The organism is Microbacterium sp. W1-4-2, from assembly GCF_058349885.2.
Map to the genome: position 1 here is coordinate 16,645 of NZ_JBYRJC020000001.1, position 17,191 is coordinate 33,835.

The window sequence follows — 17,191 nt, forward strand, 5'->3', positions numbered from 1 at the left end:
GTGAGACTCTATCGAGAGCGGGGGAAATGGTCGACGTCGCACTCATCGCGAGCTCCTACCTGCCGCACGTCGGCGGGGTCGAAGAGCACGTGCGGCACGTCGCGCGTCGCCTCGCCGACCGCGGGTTGAGCGTCGTCGTGTGGACGGTGGACCACGGTGAGCGTCCCCTCGATCGGGTGGACGGCATCCGCGTGCGCGCCCTGCCGTGCCCCCTGCCCGCGCGCTCGGCCCGGGCGCTGCTGTCGTTCGCGTGGCGGGCGCCGGTGGCCGCGGCGCGCTGGGCGCTCGCGCTCGCGCTCGACCGTCCGGCCATCCTGCACGTGCAGTGCTTCGGCCCGAACGGCGTATGGGCGCTCGCGCTGGCGGGGCGGCGTCGTCTGGTGATCACCGGGCACGGCGAGACGCGGGGCGATGCCGACGATGTGTTCGGCTCGTCGGCGCTGCTGCGGCGGGCGCTGCGGGCCGCGTTGCGGCGGGCGGATGCCGTGACCTGCGTGTCGCGGTCCGTCGAGCGCGATCTGGTGCAGCGTTTCGGGCTCGCCGCCGGGCGCGCGGCCATCGTCGCCAACGGTGTGGATCTCGCCGAGGCCCCGGCACCCCTCCCCTCCGACCTGCCCCGTCGTTATGTGCTGGGGATCGGCCGCCTCGTGCACACCAAGGGATTCGACCTGCTGCTGCGCGCCGTCGCCCGTTCCGGGCTGCCTGACGACGTCGGCGTGGTGCTCGCCGGGGACGGACCCGCGCACGACGACCTCGCCGCGCTGGCCACGCGGCTCGGGCTCGAGGACCGGGTCGTGTTCTCGGGCCGCTTGGACCGAGGGCAGATCGTGTCGGTGACGGCGGGGGCGCTCGCCCTGGCCGTGCCGAGCCGGGTGGAGGCGTTCGGGATCGTCGTGCTCGAGGGATGGCGCGCGGGCATCCCGGTGATCGCCGGAACAGAAGAGGGGCCGGCCGACCTGATCGACGACGGCGTCGACGGACTTCTCGTCGACGTCGGCGACGCCGAGGTGTTCGGCGCCGTGCTGGCCCGTGTCGTGGACGACGCCGAGGCGCTGCAGCCGATCGCCGCCGCGGGCCGGGCACGCAGCGCCTCGTTCACCTGGAACGCCGTCGCAGATGGATACGAACACGTCTACGCCGCGCTCGGCGTGGCAGTGCGTGCCGGGGTCGCGTCGTGAGCGGCGCCGAGCCCCGGGTCAGCATCATCGTGGCGACGAACCGCTGCGGCGCGTTCCTGCACGAGGCGCTGGCGTCGGCCGCCGCGCAGACCTACCCGGTCGTCGAGATCGTCGTCGTCGACGACGGGTCGCCCGTCCCCGGCGAGGTCGCCGCGGCCGCCGCCGAGGTCGGGGCGAGCGTGGTGCGCATCGACGCCTCGGGACCGGGAGTGGCGCGCAACGTCGGGGTCGCCCGGTCGCGCGGCGAGTACCTCGCGTTCCTCGACGACGACGACCGGTGGCATCCGGACCGCATCAGCGCCGCGGTCGGTGCGCTGCAGGCGCAGCCGACGGCCGTGCTCGCCTACTGCGGCATGCGCACGATCGACGCGGCCGGCGACGTGCTGATCGACGCCGACCAGATCGCTGTCCGCGATCGGCTGGACGTCGCCCGCCGGGTCACCGGCATCATCCTGCCGAACATCCTCGTCCGTGCCGACGCGTTCGCGGCCGTCGGCGGATTCCACTCCGTGTTGCGGCTGGCCGAGGACCTCGATCTGATCCTGCGGCTGGCCCAGCGCGGCCCGTTCGCGTTCGTGCCCGACGCGCTCGTGGACTACCGTGCCCACCCCGACAACACCACCCGTCGCCATCGGGCGCTGTTCCGCGCGATCGACGACGTGCTGCGGCTGCATCGCTCGGCCGCCCGTGAACGCGGCGACATCGCGCTCGCCGCCGCGCTCGAGGTCGGCATGCGCAAGAACGAGCGATTCGCGTGGTGGGCGGCGGCGCGCACGGTGCGCGCCGCCCCGGCCGCCGGCCGGCCGGGGCGGGCCGTCGTCGAGGCGGTCTGGGCGGTCCGGGTCGCGCCGCGGGGGCTCGGCACAGGGCTCGTCCGCACCGTGCGGCGCGCGGCCGGCCGAACGGTGACCCGGGGCGGCGACGACGCGAAGACCCGGGGCGGTGACGCGCCCCCTAGCATGTAGCCATGGGGACGGCGGGGGATCGATCAGTCGACGCCGCGGCGTGCACGGGAGCGGTTCGACCGGTGCCGCTGTACCACGTGATCACGCCGGGCGACCACTTCTCGGCGCGCACCGGCTCGGCGATCCCCACGGTCGTCGACGGCCTGGCTCGGGGTGCGCGCACGGTCGGAGATGCGCGGTACCACCACCACGTCGTGCTCGAGCAGGACACGTACCGGCCGCGGTACGACTCGGCGACCGCGGTGGAGTACCGGGGCGTTCCCGCGCCGGATCGCCGCGCTCGCGCGATCGACGCCGCACGCGGGCGGCTGGGCGGCCGTCGCCGTGCGGCCGAGGGGTACTTCCGCCCCGCCGCCGACGCGGTGCGCGGGCGTGCGCGGGGCATCGTCCTGGCGCACAACGCACCCGCCGTCGCCGCCCTGGTCGACGGACACCGCGTCGTGCTCTACGCGCACAACGACATCCTGCGCACCTACAGTCGGCGCGAGGCGGGCAGACTGCTCGGCGACGTCGCCGCGATCGTGTGCGTCAGCGACGCGCTGAGCGCCCAGATGCGCGAAAGGATCCCGGCGTGGCTGCACGACCGGGTGCACGCCGTGCCCAACGGCGTCGACACCGAACGGTTCACCCCGGCCGGGAGCAGGACCGACGGTCCACCGCGGGTCATGTTCGTGGGCCGCACGACGCCCGAGAAGGGTGCCGACATCATGCTGCGGGCCGCCGCACTCGTCGATGCGCGTGACGTCGAGTACGTCGTGGTCGGCAGCTACGGCTTCGACGCCGCAGCGCCCCTGACGCCCTACGAGCAGAGCCTGCGCGAGCTCGCCGACGCCGTGCCCGGCCGGGTGCGGTTCCAGCCGTTCGTCGACCGGGAACGACTGCCGCAGCTGCTGCGGCAGGCCGACGTCCTGGTCGTACCGTCCCGCTGGCAGGAGCCGTTGACCCTCACCGTCGGCGAGGGGCTGGCCACGGGCCTGCCGGTGGTGGCGGCGCGCCGCGGCGGCATCCCGCAGGCCCTCGGAGAAGCCGGCATCCTGTTCGACCCCGAGCATCCCGACGAGCTCGCGGCGATCCTCTCGCGCCTGGCTGCTGATCCCGCCGAGCGTGCGCACCTGGGCGCACAGGCCCGTCGGCGCGCCGTCAGCCGGGACTGGTCGTGGTCATGGCGCCGGCTGGCCGACATTCTGGACTCACTCTCCTGACGCGAGTCGTCAGGATGCCGCTCCTCCGGCCCGCTCGTCGAGCACCTCCTGATAGACCTCGTGCGTGCGACGGGCCACGGCATCCCAGGTGTACCCGGCGACCATCCGCTGCGCACGATCCGCCATCCTCGCCCGCAGCGCCGCATCCTCGATCAGCGGCCGTACCGCACGCGCGATGGACGCGGCATCCCGTTCGACGAACAGGCCGTTCTCGCCGTCGACCACGAAGTCCTCTGTGCCGTTCACGCGTGTGGTCACCAGCGGCAGCCCGGCCGCCGCGGCCTCGAGCGTCACCAGAGCGAACGCCTCGTACAGGGTCGGCAGCACGAACACGTCGCCGGCGGCGAAGTAGTCCTCGACCCGCGAGGAGTGCCCGGCGAACACGACGCGATCGGCGACCCCGAGCTGTTGCGCGCGGCTCCGTTGCGGGCGCGGATCGTCGCCACCGACGACGAGCACCTTGGCGTTGCCCGGCAGCTGGGGCAGCGCCTCGATCAGCGGCGCCAGGCCCTTGCGGCGGAACTCCTTGCCGACCCACAGCAGCGCCACGTCGTCGGGTCCGAGCCCGTGCGCCGCCCGCACCCGGGCACGGCGCTCCGGCGCGTCGCGGGGCTGAAAGCGCGCGATGTCGACCGCGTTCGGGATGACCCGGATCCGTTCGGGCGGCACGCCGTAATGCGCGGTGACCTCCCGGCCCACGCCGGCCGAGACGGCGATCACCCGCGTATACGCCCCGGGCCGGTAGTTCAGCCGCTCGGTGTGCAGCACCGCGCGGTGGTGCGGGTTCAGGATCGCGCGGGCACCCTCGCCCTGCGCGAACTTCATCTTCCACCAGGCGCGGTGACAGCTGTGCGCGGTGATGACGTCCTGCCGGCGCAGCGCGCACCCGCCCTGATTGTGCAGGATGTCGTAAGCGCCGTGCGGGATCGAGCGCGTCGCGCGTCCGGGGTAGACGGCGGGGATCAGGAATGCGGGCACCGGCGGCATCGACACCGGATGCCACGTCAGCGGCGGCGGCGGATCGGGATCGACGCCGGTGGCGATCAGCGTGACGTCGTCGCCCTGATCGGACAGCCGGCGGGCGAGTTCGTATGACGCGCGTTCGATGCCGCCCTGGTCGTTGAACCGGTGAGCGGACATCCCGATGCGCATGACGACATGGTAGGGCAGGGACTCCGGCGCACCGTCCCGGGTCTGCCGGCAGGGACGATACCCGCGTGCGACCGTAGACTGACTCCGTGGGGGGAAGGGCGGCGGTCTTCGCTACTCAGGGGCGAGCCACGGCGATCACGGTGGTGGCCGTCGTCGTGGTTGCCGTCGGCATCGGCGTACTCAGCGGCGCCGGCAGCCAGCTGGCGCTGCTGTTCGCCTTCGGCGTGCTCGCCGTCGCGGTGGTCGTCATCGACTCCGCACTGCTGCTCGCACTCGCCGTCCCCGCGACGCTCGTGATGACCCGGGTCGGCGGGCTGCTCAGCGTGTCGGACGTGGTGCTGGCCGTCGCGGCCGTCGTCGCAATGATCCTCATGCGCGGGCACGACATGCGGTCCCTGGGGCCGCTGCTGTGGGGTGGCGCAGCGTATCTGGCCGCCGCGCTGCCGACGACGATCCTGAACCCCTATTCGCAGAACATCATCGAGTGGGCCCACGAGGCCGTGCTCGTGCTGGGGAGCCTTGTCGTCGGGTTCGCCATCGGCCGGCTGGGCCGGGCCCGGCTGGCGGTCGGGCTCTACATCCTGGGCTGCGTCGGCATCGCCGTCGTCTCGATCGTCGTGGGCGCCGAGATGCTGGCACAGACCGGCAGCTTCGGACCGGTCTACCTTCCCGAGCTCCACAAGAACCTGATCGGCGGCGCCCTGTCGATGGCGATCATCATCCTGTACGGCCGGCCGCACTGGTACTCGCTGCGGCCGGTGTGGTCATGGACGGCGATCGTCGTGTGCGGCGTGGGCGTGCTCGCGTCGCAGTCCCGGCAGGCGATGGTGGGCCTCGCTGTCGGCCTGATCATCGTCGCGATCCGCCGCAACCCCGACACGGGCCGGTTCCCGAAGCTCCCGTGGCTGGCGGCCATCCCCATCGCCATCGGGGTCATCCAACTGGTCGACGATCAGCTCGCGTCCGACAACCGATTCAACTCCGCCTACCAACGGCTGGACTGGTACGACCAGTCCGTGAGCATCTGGCAGACCTCGCCATGGTTCGGCGTCGGTCTGCGCTGGTGGTACACCGGCCGCTTCGGCGCGGGCTTCCAGCCCCCCAATGCCGAACTCGAGGTGCTCACGTCGGCCGGCGTGGTGGGACTGGTCGGGTTCATCGCGATGTTCCTGGTGGGCTTCGCGGTGCTGTGGCGGATCAACCCTGCCTACGGCACGGTGGGCGCAGCAGTCCTGGTGTCGCGCTTCGTGCAGGCGCAGTTCGACCTGTACTGGGTGGCCGGGCAGGCCTCGCTCCTGTGGATCGTGGCGGGCATCTGCATCGGCGCGCTGATGAAGGATGGGAGGCCCGCCCACAACCGCCTCGGTGCGAGCACGCATGCGCCGCCCCGACGGAGGGTCGCATGAGCGTCCACGTCGTCCACGTCGTCTGCTCCGACGGGTTCGCCGGGGTCGAGCGGTACATCGCCGGGATAGCGCGGGCGATGTGCGGGCAGGGGATCCGGGTGACCGTCGTCGGGGGCGATCCGAGTGCCATGGGCAGAGAGCTCGCCGGACGGGACGTGGTGGTGCTCCCGGGGTCGTCGGTGGCACAGGCGTGGCGGTCGCTGGCCCACGCCGATCGTCCCGACATCGTGAACACGCACATGACCGAGGCGGATCTCGTGGGCATGCTGTACTGCGGGCCGCGCCGGGGGATCGCCCACGTCAGCACTCGGCATTTCGGCAGTCCCCGCGGCGCCACCGGGCTGTCGCGGGCCCTCGCGGCGCCGATCCGTCGGGGGCTCGCGGCGCAGATCGCGATCTCGGACTTCGTCGCCCGGTCCGTGGACGGGCCCGCGACCGTCATCCACACCGGCGTCGAGGATGCGGACGCGCCCGCTGCGGGGCGCGCGAAAGTGCTGCTCGCCGCCCAGCGGCTCGAGCCCGAGAAGCACACCGACATCGCGCTGCGCGCGTGGGCGGCGTCGTCGGCGCCGCAGCTGGGATGGCGGATGGACGTCGCCGGGGACGGATCGCAGCGCCCCGCCCTCGAAGCGCTGTGCGCGCAGCTGGGCATCGCGTCGACGGTCCGCTTTCTCGGTGCGCGCGGCGATGTGGGCTCGTTGATGTCGGATGCCGGCATGTTCATCGCCCCCACACCGCGAGAGGGACTCGGCCTGTCGGTGCTCGAGGCGATGGCGCACGCTCTGCCGGTCATCGCCGCCGACGGCGGCGGCCATCGCGAGACGGTCGGGTCGGTGCCTGGTGCGGCGCTCTTCGCGCCGGACGACGTCGCGGGCGCCGCCGCGTGGATCGATCGGCTGGTGCGCGACGACTCGGCGAGGCTGGCCTACGCCGATCGGCTGCGGGACGCCCAACGGGGTCGTTTCACCGTCCGGCGGCAGGTCGAGCGAACGGTGGAGATGTACCGGGAGATCGTGGGATGACGCAGCTCGTGGTGTTCTCGCTGGAGCCGTGGGACGCGGTGTGGCGCCGCAACCAGTACCTGATCGACGGTCTGCTCCGTGTCGAGGAGACTCTGCGGGTGCTGTTCGTCGAGCCCGCGCGCGACCTCCTGCACGACCTCGCGCACGGCCGTCGGCTTCGGGCCGGCGCGGGGCTTCGCACCGCGGAAGGCTATGGCGGAAGGCTCGCACTGTTCCAGCCCACCAAGACGCTGCCGCGAGTTACCGGGCCCTTCGCCGATGCGCTCCTGCGCCGTGCGGCGCGCCGCGCGCTGCGCCGTTTCGCGGCCGACGACCCGGTGCTCTGGGTCAACGACCCCAACTGGGCGCGGTTCGCGACGGCGGGGCGGTGGCCCTCGCTCTACGACATGACCGACGACTGGGTGGCGGCGAGCCGCTCGCCGCGCGAACACGCCCGGCTCGTCGCGAACGACCGACTGCTCCTCGGCCGGGCCGCTGCGGTCGTGGTGTGCTCGCCCGCGCTGCTGGAGTCGCGCAGAGGGGTGCGCGCCGACGCCGTCCTCATCCCGAACGCGGTGGACGTCGACCGCTACCGCGCGCCCGCCGACTGCCCGGCGGATGCGCGGTCGCGTCCGTACGCCGCTTACGTGGGGACGCTGCACGAGGACCGTCTGGACGTCGAGCTGGTGACCCGTGTCGGCCGGCGTCTCGACGCGGTGGGTGCCGAGGTGCTGCTGGTCGGCCCGGACGCCCTGTCCGCCGCGAACTCCGACCGGCTGCGCAGCGCCGCGGGCGTGCGCGTGCTCGGCGCGCGCGACCACGAGGCCGTCCCCGCCTACCTTCAGCACGCGCATGCGCTGATCGTCCCCCACGCCGTCACGGCGTTCACCGAGAGTCTCGACCCGATCAAGCTGTACGAGTACCGTGCCACCGGCCGCCCCATCGTGAGCACTCCGGTCGCAGGGTTCCGGGACCTTGCCGGTGAGCCCGGCGTCGAGATCGTCGACGCCGAGCAGTTCCCCGAGCGCCTGGCGGCCGTCGTGCGCTCGCCGTGGCGCCCAGCCGCCGACGTGGCCGTTCCGGACTGGTCCGAGCGAGTGGCGCAGATGGCCGAGATCATCCGCGCAGTGCGCCGCGGGGGCATGGCCGGGCACGACGGGATGACACGGATGGGCAGGAAGCGTCGCGTATCGTGATAGCCGTACTGTCCATGGACGACTGACGGGGGAGCCATGACGTTCCGCGAGGTGCTCGCCGCGCTCTGGCGACGGAAGTGGATCATCGTCGGTGTGGTGGCGTTGGCCGTGATCGTCGGGGTGGTGTATCTCGCCCGACTCGCTCCGGACTACAAGGCCGCGATGACGTTCCGGATCAGCCCGACGATGTCGCAGGGGGTGTCCAGCGGCGTCCTCACCGGTGTGCCGGTCGACGTCGACCCGTCGATGATCACGAATTCGACGATCGTCGACACCGTCGCGACCGAGCTGGGCGTCCCGCCGTCGGCCCTGGGGGGTGCCGTGTCGGCCGAAGTGGGGCAGGCCGGGATCGGGACGGCGACCACGCTCACGGTCACGATCACCGCGCACGCAGCGACGTCGCAAGAGGCGCAGACGCGCGCCAAGGCGTTCGGGACAGCGTATGCCGCGTACCTCGACCAGGTCACCGCCACGACACTGAAGACCCTGCAGACGCGCAAGGCGGGGGCCGAGAAGGACGCGGCGACGTATTCGCAGGAGCTGAGCCAGCACCCCGGCGATCCCGTCGCCCAGGCGAACCTCGGCGACGCGGTGTCGACGATCAGCACGCTCAACGCATCGATCCAGACGCTGCAGACCGCAGGGCCCGCCGCGACCGTGACCGCACCGGCGCAGCCGGGCGTCTCGACGACATCGCCGCCCGGCATCGTCATCCCCCTGGCACTGGTGTGCGGTCTGATCGCCGGCGCGGGCATCGCACTCGTGCGCGATCAGTTCGACGACCGCCTGCGGTCGGTGGACGACCTGGCCCGCGCTTCCGAGGCGCCTGCCCTCGTGGCGATCCCGTTCGACCGGCGTGTCGCGCAGAACCACGTGCGCTTCCCGGGTGCCGAGCGGTCGCAGACACCGCTCAGCGAAAGCATCCGCTCGCTGCGCACGAACATCCAGGTGATGCTCCCCGACGGCGGCGGCACCGTGGTCATCACGAGTGTCGAACCGACCGACGGCAAGACGTTCCTGTCGGCCAACCTCGCCGTGTCGTGGGCCCGAGCCGGGCGTCGAGTGATCCTCGTCGGCGGCGACATGCGCCGGCCCGAGTTCGAGCGGTACTTCCCCGATTCCCTCGGCGGACCGGGCCTGTCCGGTGTGCTCGCCGAGGCGCGCGAGTCCGACATCCCCCCGCACCAGGACCAGATCGAACGCGCGCTTCAGCCGACCGCCTACCGCAGGCTCTTCCTGCTCCCGCCGGGCGAGCAGGCGGACGATCCCGCGGATCTTCTGGCCGGTGCCGCGCTGGTGCCCGTGATGCGGGGTCTTGCGGCCCACGCCGACATCGTGGTCGTCGACACGCCGCCGGTGGCTCTCGCCGACGCCTCGATGCTGGGCGCGCTCGCCGACGGGACGGTGCTCGTGACCAGGGTGGGTCGCACTCGTCGCACCCTCGTCCTCGAAGCGGTCGACGCGCTCACGGCGAACGGCGTGAAGCTCATCGGGACCGTGGCCAACCGCGCTCGGCGCGATCGCCTGCCGCGCTCCTATCGCTCGTACTACACGCACGACGGCGGTGCCGCGGAGCTCGCAACGGATGCGGCGGCCTCGCCCCAGGTCATCCGGCGTGAGGATCCGCGACGGGGCGACGAGGCGAGCGCATTCCGCATCGACCGCTCGGCATCCGAGCGTGCGGACGGTCTCGATGACACAGCATAGGCAGCGCTCGAAGACCGACAGCGGAGGGCGTGGCCCGGATCGCATCCTGTTCGTCTGCACCGCCAACGAGTGCAGGTCGCCGTTCGCCGAGGGCTACGCCCGGATGATCGCCGGCGATGCCGCGATCGAGTTCCGTTCGGCGGGCATCGCCGCGGACGGTCGCGGCGTGCCCGCCGAAGGGCGGCGACTCGCCGCCGAGTGCGGATTCGACCTGAGCGGGCACGTCGCCCGGCGTGTGGATGCCGCAGCGCTGACCCAGCAGGACCTGATCCTCGCGCTCAGCCGCGAGCACGCACGGGAGCTGCTCGTCCTCGTTCCGGCGGTCCGCGCGCGGCTGTTCACGGTCAAGCAGTTCGCCCGATGGATCCGTGATCACGCACGTCCCGGCGACGCGCCGCTGGGGCCCTGGCTGGATGCGACCGCCGCTGACCGGCCTGCGGCGCTCCTGCTCGGCGCGGACCGCGCCGATGACGTCGCCGACCCGGTCGGACGGCCTCTCTCATACTGGAGAAGGGTGGCCGACGACCTCATTCCGGCACTGGACGCGGTGGTGTACGGGGTCACCACGGCACGCCCGTCGCGCCGCTCATAGAGCTGCCGCCCAGAACAGTGCGTCAATATGACCCGCTGGGGTGGATCATCGCAGCTGCGGTGCGGCAGATGAGCATGAGGTCGCCGGTCACCGACCAGTTCTCGACGTAGCGAAGGTCGAGACGTACGCTGTCCTCCCAACTGAGGTCGCTGCGACCGCTCACCTGCCAGAGGCCGGTGATGCCCGGACGGATGTAGAGGCGCCGGAACACCCGCCCGTCGTATGTCGTCACTTCGGACGGCAACGGCGGGCGCGGCCCGACAAGGCTCATGTCGCCCATCAGGACGTTCCAGAACTGCGGCAGCTCGTCGAGCGAGTACTTGCGCAGGAACGCGCCGAAGCGCGTGACACGCGGATCGTCCTTCATCTTGAACAGGGGGCCGGCGCCCTCGTTCCGCGTCAGCAGATCGGCCTTTCGCGCTTCGGCGTCCGTGGCCATCGAGCGGAACTTCACGATCTTGAACGTGCGGCCGTCGCGCCCGACCCGATCCTGCCGGAAGAACACCGAACCCTTGCTGTCGAGCGTGATCCCGAGGGCGATGAACGGGGTGAGGATGCCGATGCCCACGAGCGCGACCGCCGCCAGCACGATGTCCATGGCGCGCTTGATGACGTACCGCGGACCGTCGAAGGTCGGGATCGTCACCTGGACCAGAGGCATCCCTTCGACCGGCCGCAGCGACATGCGCGGGCCCGCGACATCCATCAGCGGGCTCGACAGGACGAGCTCGGCGGCGGTGCCCTCCAGCTGCCAGCTCAGGCGCTTCAGGTACTGCGGGTCGTCGGGGGTGCTCGCGACGATCACGGTGTCGGCGCCGAGCTGTTCGGCGACCTGGGCGACGGTCTGCAGCGTGCCGACCGCGTAGAAGGTCTGATCGCCCACCGTGACGGCGCGTGTGCGGTCGTCGACGAGCGTGACACCCACCACGCGATAGCCGGTCATGCCGTTCAGGTGCGTGGAATGCGCGACGTACTCGACATCCTTGCGGCGCCCCACGACGAGGGCGCGCGGCACGCACTCACCTGTCTGGCGCTGCCGCGCGAGCCAGCGGCGCCAGGCCCAGCGGCCCAGGAGCAGCGCCGGGATGCCCGCCGGCAGCCCGATCAGCAGCTGGGTGCGGATGCCCTGCGGCTGCAGGAGCACGAAGCCGATCGCCAGCAGACCGAACGCCATGCCGCTCGCGTGCAGCACACGGCGATACTCGGTCGCGCCGTGGCCGATGATCTGCTCGGCCCGGGTCTGGAACAGCGCGAGCATGAGCAGCCAGATCGCGAACGTGAGGACGTGGACGCGCAGGTACTGCCACGGAGCATCCAGCGGGTCGACACCCGCCACTCCGATGAGCTGGACGAGCGCGCCCACGCCGGACACGACGAGGACCACAGCGATGTCGGTCAACACGAGCCGGCCGCGATACCTGTGCTGCCACCTCTGGCGGCGCTCGAGCGCAGCGGTCGCGCGTGGCGTCACGCCTCGTCGCGGCACGACGACTCTGAGTCGAGGTGCGATGACAGACGGCGCGATGGCACGGTCGACGACCGAACTCATCTGCGATACGGCCGAGCCGATAGCACGGATCTGCGGCGCGTCCGCGCCGGCAGCCTCTCCCAATGAGGCATCCAACATAGCCAGTCCCCAGTGTTCCCCAGATGCGACGCGAACGCCGCACACTTTTCTCCCTAGACCCGCACTGCCACTCCCCAGCGGTGGTGCGGATTCCCGTCTTCGGGAGATTCGGCTTCACTCTATCCCTCGAGGCGGGTGAGGGGAAGGATCATTGTGCCCGCGTTACGATCGGGCTGGCTGTGCGGCCACCGGCGGTGCGCTCAGCTCATCGCAGCGCGCGCGTCCACGCGCCCTCGACCCGTCGCGCCGTGGTCGCGATGTCGAAGCGCGCGCGTGCCATCGCCCCGGCACGCACGGCGGCTGCAGCCGCATCTTCGGGGTGATCGGCCGTCCAGGCCATCGCGGCGGCCAGCGCAGGCACGTCGCCGGGTGGCACGAGAAGGCCGTAGGGGGTGCGGGTGACGCCATGTCCGATGGGCTCGGCGCGGGCGTCCGGGTCGACGATCTCGGGAACCCCGCCGGCGGCGGTCGCGATCACCGGGACCCCCGCGAGCATCCCCTCCACGACGACCTGGCCGAACGGCTCGGGCACAGCAGAGGCGTGCACCAGCGCGGTCAGCCCGGCGATGGCGGCCGCGGGGTTGTCGACCCATCCGGCGAACGTCACAGCATCCGCGATGCCCAGCGTCGCGGGGAGCGCCCGCACGCCCGCGGCGAACGCGTGATCGTTGAACATCGCGTCGCCCAGGATCTCGAAGCGCGCCTCCGGCAGGGTCTGCACGAGCCGGGCGGCGGCGTGCAGGAACTCCGTCTGGCCCTTGGTCGGGGCGATCCGCCCGAGCAGCCCGAAGGTCGGCCGCGCGGGACGGTGCGGTGTCACGGCGTCCTGATCCGGAACGGCCGGATACGCGACGACGATGCGTGCCTCGGCGATGCGGGGGAGCGTGCGACGGGTCGCCTGCGAGTTCGCGACGATCATCCTCGGTCCCACGCGTGCGAGCAGGCGCAGCGCGCTCACGAGCGGCACGGGCAGGTAGTCGTCCTCGATGCGGTCGTGCAGGTGCCACACCCACGGCCGGCCGGCCAGAGGTGCAGCCGACGACGTGATCACCGCCGCCTTCAAGCTGTTCGCGACGACGAGGTCGGCGTGCGATCCCCGGATCGCCGCACTCACGCGCGGGATGAGCTTCGCGGTGCGCAGGGCATGGGACGCCGCGGCGGCGGGCGAGGCGACCACCTCGTCGCGCCCCGCTTCGGTGAGTGCTCGCGATGCCGGCAGCACGGCGGTGCGGACGGATGCCGCGGCCAGGCGGTCCACGAGAGGTCCGTCCTCGAGCAGCAGGACGCTGGGTTCGAATCGCGAGCGGTCGACACCGGCGAGCAGACGTGCCAGCGCGACCTCGCCGCCGGCCGACCCCGCGGTGTGGTCGATCGCCAGCACGCGGACGGCCCTGTCTCGATGGCGGCGATCCATGGGTCTATTCTGAGGGCTATCGCTGTGGGCGACGGGGAACGGGGAACGATGCGTGTGCTGCGGGTCGCGCACCATGCCGTGGTGTCGGCGTGGCGCGAACGTGAGCGCCGGCTGATCGCCCGCGGCGCCGAGATCCGACTGATCTCGGCCCGCCGATGGAATGAAGGCGGGCGTCCGGTGACGCTGCAGGCCGGCGACGATGCGTTCGTGGTGCCGGCCGGCACCGTCGGCACGCACCCCAGTGTGTTCGCATTCGATCCGCGTCCGATCTGGCGGGCCGTCGGTGACGCCCCCGATCTCATCGATCTGCACGAGGAACCCAATGCGCTGGCCACCGCGGAGGTGCTGTTCATCCGCTGGCTGCGCCGATGCCGTGCCCCGTATGTGCTGTACTCGGCGCAGAACATCGCCAAGCGGTACCCGATCCCGTTCCGATGGATCGAGCGGCTTGCGCTGCGCGGCGCGGCCGCGGCGTACGTGTGCAACAGCGAGGCGGGACGGATCCTCGCGGCCAAGGGCCTGCGGGCGCCTGCTGTGCTCATTCCATTGGGGGTGGACACCGATGTCTTCGCGCCGCTCGACAAGCGGGCGCCGCACGCCGACCGCGTGATCGGCTTCGTCGGCCGGCTCGAGCCGCACAAGGGGGTGGAGGTGCTGCTGCGCGCAGTCGCAGCGCGTCCGCGGTGGCAGGTGCGCATCACCGGCGACGGCCCGCAGCGTGCCGCGCTCGAAGACCTGGCCCGCACCCTCGGCGTGTCGGATCGCGCACGCTTCCTCGGGTACGCCTCGGGGAACGACCTCCCCGAGCGGTATCGCGACCTCGACGTGCTCGTCGTGCCGTCGCTGCCCACACCCGGCTGGCTCGAGCAGTTCTGCCGGGTCGCGGTCGAGGCGATGGCCTCGGGCGTCGCGGTCGTCGCCAGCGCGTCGGGCGCGATCCCGGATGTCGTCGGAGACTGCGGCGTCCTGGTGCCGCCCGGTGACCCGGAGGCGCTGGCTGCGGGCATCGATGAGGCGCTGGACCGATGGGGTGAACTGCGTGCCCGGGGACTGTCGGCGTCCACGCGGTTCACGTGGGATGCGGTCGCGGCGGCCCAGCTGCAGCTGTACGAGCGCGCCCGCGGGGCGGGCGCCTCTGCGGAATCACCCGAGGCGCTCGTGGTCGCGTACGGACCGCCGGACGACCTCGACGAGTGCCTCGCCGCCCTCGAAGGGCGCGTTCCTGTCACCGTGGTGGACAACTCGTCGTTGCCGGAGACCGGGGCCGTGGCGCGGCGCCACGGGGCGCGGTACGTCGACGCCCAGGGGAACCGGGGCTTCGCCGGCGGGGTGAATCTCGGCCTGCGGGCGCTCGCCGAGGCGGGACGGGCGCAGTGCGACGTGCTGCTGCTCAATCCGGACGCCCGCATCGGCCCCGACGCGATCCTGACGATGCAGCGAACCCTGCGCGACGGCGGCCGCGTGGCCGCGGTCGGCGCGACGCAGACCGAGCCCGGCAGCGGCGCGTCCGTGCGCGTGTGGTGGCCGTTCCCCACGCCGTGGGGTGCGTGGATCGAAGCGGTGGGACTCGGCGTCCTGTGGCGGCGCCGCGATTTCGCGATCGGGTCGGCGCTGCTGCTGAACGCCGACGCGATCCGTCAGCTCGGCGGCCTGGACGAGCGCTTCTTCCTCTACGCCGAAGAGACCGACTGGCAGTACCGCGCCCGTCGACACGGGTGGGACATCCTCGTGGCCGACGTGGAGGCGACGCACGTGGGCGCCGGAACCGGCGGCGACCCGTCCGTGCGCGCGGGGCACTTCACCGCGAGCGGCGAGCTGTACATGCGCAAGCACTACGGCGCATGGGGATGGCAGACGTATCGCGCGGCGAACGTCGTGGGGGCGCTGGTGCGCTCGCTGCTGCTGCCGGGGGCGCGTGGCGAGGCCGCGCGGCGGCGGATGCGGCTGTTCCTGCGGGGCCCCGTGGCCGCGCGGTCAGCGGCAGGCGACCTTCGCTGACGAGATCTTCGGGTCGTTCATCAGCGGGGTGTGCAGCACGGTCGGGTGGACCGGCCCCGCATGGGCGGCCGTGAAGCGGAACTCGACGGAGGCCTGCTGCCCGGGCCGCAGCCGCACCTGGGCCGCACTGGTCGGAAAGCCGGCGTCCACGACGTCGGGCGAGGCCGACGACCGGCCGTCGACTGCAACACCGCCGAAGAACGTGCCGGGGGGCGCGGCGACCGAGACGATCGTGCTGATGTCGCCGGCCGGCGTGCCGCTGAGCCCCCACCCGGTGACCGTGCCCGGAAGCGAGGTCGCGGCGTCCTTCGGTGCGGTGCTGCGCACAGTGACCGTCACGACGACGTCGCGCCGGCCGTCCGCACGGCATTCGGCGCTACCGCTGCTGATCGATGTCTGAAGGAAGCGATCCATCTTGCTGCCGGTCGCGTCGTTGAAGTACACGGCGTACGCGTCGCGGCCCGCGGCCCGCTGACGGGCGGCAGGGCCCCCCACCTCGCCTGCGCCGAGCACCTTCTGTTCGGCCGCGCGGGCGCTCCACAGCGACACCCGTCCCTGACTGATCGGATCGCTCAGTGCCTTCACGAGTGCGATCGGGTCGGCGCCGCCACCGGTCACGCGCTCGAACGCGGCGGTCGCGGCGGCCCCGAAGAACGGGTCCTGCGCTTCCTCGGGCAGGCGAAGGTACGAGTCGACGAGCAGCTCCTGGACGACGTTGTCGGCCGTGAGCGAGACGCCGCCGGCCTTCACCGGTCCTGTCGCCTTCAGCAATGCGGCCAGGACGAAGGGGTCGACGGATGCCACGATGTCGGGGTGCGCGCCGGTGCGCCCGTTCCACCAAGCCGACGCGAGTCGTGCGGTCTCGGCGAAGTCGGCGGGCATCGTGGTGTTCTGCACGTGCGTGCCGACGACGTCCCCGTACAGAGCCGTCGTGGATGCCGGCACCGGCGCCACGGGCTTGCTCGGGATCGAGAAGATCGCATCGCTGGCGACGCCGCCCAGCGTGACGCGGCCCTTGTCGGCGACGAGGTCCATGAATGAGCCGCCGATGCCCCCGGCCGTGCGCGACTCAGCGTTGTTCTGCACGATCACCAGGATGTGGCGGGGCTCGTCCGCCCCCAGCAGCCCAGGTGCGATGCGCGCGAACGGCGCGACGCCGTGCACGATCGGGGCGACGTCGTCGGTGATCGTCCGCAGCTCCCGCACGCCGTCGGCGAGCTGCCCGAGGACGCTGCCGAGTTCGAGTCCGTCGAGGTCGCGCTGCCCCGCCTGCAGTTCGGGGTCCGCCGTGTTCAGGGCGTCGGCGACGCGTCGCAGCACCGCGAGGTCGATGCCGCCGGAGTCCTCGGTCAGGCGGGGGAGGTCGGCGGCGAGGGGCAGCGCCAGGGTGTTCACGAGCGCGTCGAGCTGCGCGGATGCCACGCGTGCGGCGGCGAGGTTCGGCCCGGCGATCGGCAGGATCTCGGCGGCGCGCCAGAGCGGGTCGCCGGTGAGGTCCGCGGCGGCGGCGGCGTGCGGACCGGCGTCCCGGGCGATCTGGCGCAGACGGCCGACATCCTGGTCCGCGACCGCGGAGCGCAGGGCGCCGATCTGGGCCGCGACGGCGTCGAGCTCCTTCTTGGCCATCAGCCCGCGCACGCCGACCCAGACGGCGGCGGCGACGACCAGCACCAGCACGGTGGCGACGCCCCAGAGCCACCACCGCTTTCGTCCACTGCGAGCCACGGACATCCTCCCCATCAAACGCCTGCCC

13 protein-coding genes are annotated in these 17,191 nt (G+C 72.3%); 9 read left to right on the forward strand and 4 right to left on the reverse strand.

The window, feature by feature from the left end; all coding sequences use genetic code 11:
* Nucleotides 1-26 precede the first annotated feature (26 nt).
* The 3 genes from AC3RX0_RS00085 to AC3RX0_RS00095 are packed head-to-tail and all read left to right on the forward strand — an operon-like array spanning nucleotide 27 to nucleotide 3,345.
* Nucleotides 27-1,178, forward strand: coding sequence for a glycosyltransferase family 4 protein (locus AC3RX0_RS00085; protein WP_491503912.1), 1,152 nt, complete (start codon nucleotides 27-29; stop codon nucleotides 1,176-1,178).
* On the forward strand, nucleotides 1,175-2,143 hold the full coding sequence (locus AC3RX0_RS00090) for a glycosyltransferase family 2 protein (protein ID WP_491503913.1): 969 nt from the start codon (nucleotides 1,175-1,177) through the stop codon (nucleotides 2,141-2,143). Before AC3RX0_RS00085 ends, AC3RX0_RS00090 begins: the two co-directional genes overlap by 4 nt.
* Nucleotides 2,144-2,145: 2 nt before the next feature.
* Complete coding sequence (locus AC3RX0_RS00095) at nucleotides 2,146-3,345, forward strand: glycosyltransferase family 4 protein (protein ID WP_498165807.1); 1,200 nt, start codon at nucleotides 2,146-2,148, stop codon at nucleotides 3,343-3,345.
* A 9-nt stretch (nucleotides 3,346-3,354) separates the two neighbouring features.
* On the opposite strand, the gene AC3RX0_RS00100 is transcribed toward AC3RX0_RS00095, so the two are convergent.
* The gene (locus tag AC3RX0_RS00100) at nucleotides 3,355-4,497 is read right to left on the reverse strand and encodes a glycosyltransferase family 4 protein (protein ID WP_491503915.1); all 1,143 of its coding nucleotides are present in this window, start codon (nucleotides 4,495-4,497) and stop codon (nucleotides 3,355-3,357) included.
* A gap of 86 nt (nucleotides 4,498-4,583) precedes the next feature.
* On the opposite strand from AC3RX0_RS00100, the gene AC3RX0_RS00105 reads away from it, so the two are divergent.
* From AC3RX0_RS00105 to AC3RX0_RS00125, 5 genes are read left to right on the forward strand one after another with little or no spacing between them, the layout of a single operon-like run.
* Nucleotides 4,584-5,903 (forward strand): O-antigen ligase family protein, encoded by a 1,320-nt coding sequence (locus tag AC3RX0_RS00105; protein ID WP_491503916.1) that lies wholly within the window; start codon nucleotides 4,584-4,586, stop codon nucleotides 5,901-5,903.
* Complete coding sequence (locus AC3RX0_RS00110) at nucleotides 5,900-6,925, forward strand: glycosyltransferase family 4 protein (protein WP_491503917.1); 1,026 nt, start codon at nucleotides 5,900-5,902, stop codon at nucleotides 6,923-6,925. Before AC3RX0_RS00105 ends, AC3RX0_RS00110 begins: the two co-directional genes overlap by 4 nt.
* Nucleotides 6,922-8,100: a glycosyltransferase gene (locus AC3RX0_RS00115; protein WP_491503918.1), complete on the forward strand. Its 1,179-nt coding sequence runs from the start codon at nucleotides 6,922-6,924 to the stop codon at nucleotides 8,098-8,100. Before AC3RX0_RS00110 ends, AC3RX0_RS00115 begins: the two co-directional genes overlap by 4 nt.
* A gap of 36 nt (nucleotides 8,101-8,136) precedes the next feature.
* On the forward strand, nucleotides 8,137-9,807 hold the full coding sequence (locus tag AC3RX0_RS00120; RefSeq protein WP_491503919.1) for a tyrosine-protein kinase domain-containing protein: 1,671 nt from the start codon (nucleotides 8,137-8,139) through the stop codon (nucleotides 9,805-9,807).
* Nucleotides 9,794-10,399, forward strand: a complete 606-nt coding sequence (locus tag AC3RX0_RS00125; RefSeq protein ID WP_491503920.1) for an arsenate reductase/protein-tyrosine-phosphatase family protein — start codon at nucleotides 9,794-9,796, stop codon at nucleotides 10,397-10,399. Before AC3RX0_RS00120 ends, AC3RX0_RS00125 begins: the two co-directional genes overlap by 14 nt.
* 22 nt (nucleotides 10,400-10,421) lie before the next feature.
* Here AC3RX0_RS00125 and AC3RX0_RS00130 read toward each other — a convergent pair whose 3' ends face one another.
* Nucleotides 10,422-11,870 carry a sugar transferase gene (locus AC3RX0_RS00130; RefSeq protein WP_498165809.1) on the reverse strand — a complete coding sequence of 483 codons (1,449 nt, stop codon included), beginning with the start codon at nucleotides 11,868-11,870 and terminating at the stop codon, nucleotides 10,422-10,424.
* A 361-nt stretch (nucleotides 11,871-12,231) separates the two neighbouring features.
* The gene (locus AC3RX0_RS00135; protein ID WP_491503922.1) at nucleotides 12,232-13,440 is read right to left on the reverse strand and encodes a glycosyltransferase; all 1,209 of its coding nucleotides are present in this window, start codon (nucleotides 13,438-13,440) and stop codon (nucleotides 12,232-12,234) included.
* 48 nt (nucleotides 13,441-13,488) lie between these two features.
* Between AC3RX0_RS00135 and AC3RX0_RS00140 the strand changes: the two genes are divergently transcribed.
* Nucleotides 13,489-15,438 carry a glycosyltransferase gene (locus AC3RX0_RS00140; RefSeq protein ID WP_491503923.1) on the forward strand — a complete coding sequence of 650 codons (1,950 nt, stop codon included), beginning with the start codon at nucleotides 13,489-13,491 and terminating at the stop codon, nucleotides 15,436-15,438.
* Here AC3RX0_RS00140 and AC3RX0_RS00145 read toward each other — a convergent pair.
* Entirely contained in the window at nucleotides 15,415-17,163 is a 1,749-nt protein-coding gene (locus AC3RX0_RS00145; protein ID WP_491503924.1) for a DUF4012 domain-containing protein, read from the reverse strand. The genes AC3RX0_RS00140 and AC3RX0_RS00145 overlap by 24 nt on opposite strands.
* Between the last annotated feature and the right edge of the window lie 28 nt (nucleotides 17,164-17,191).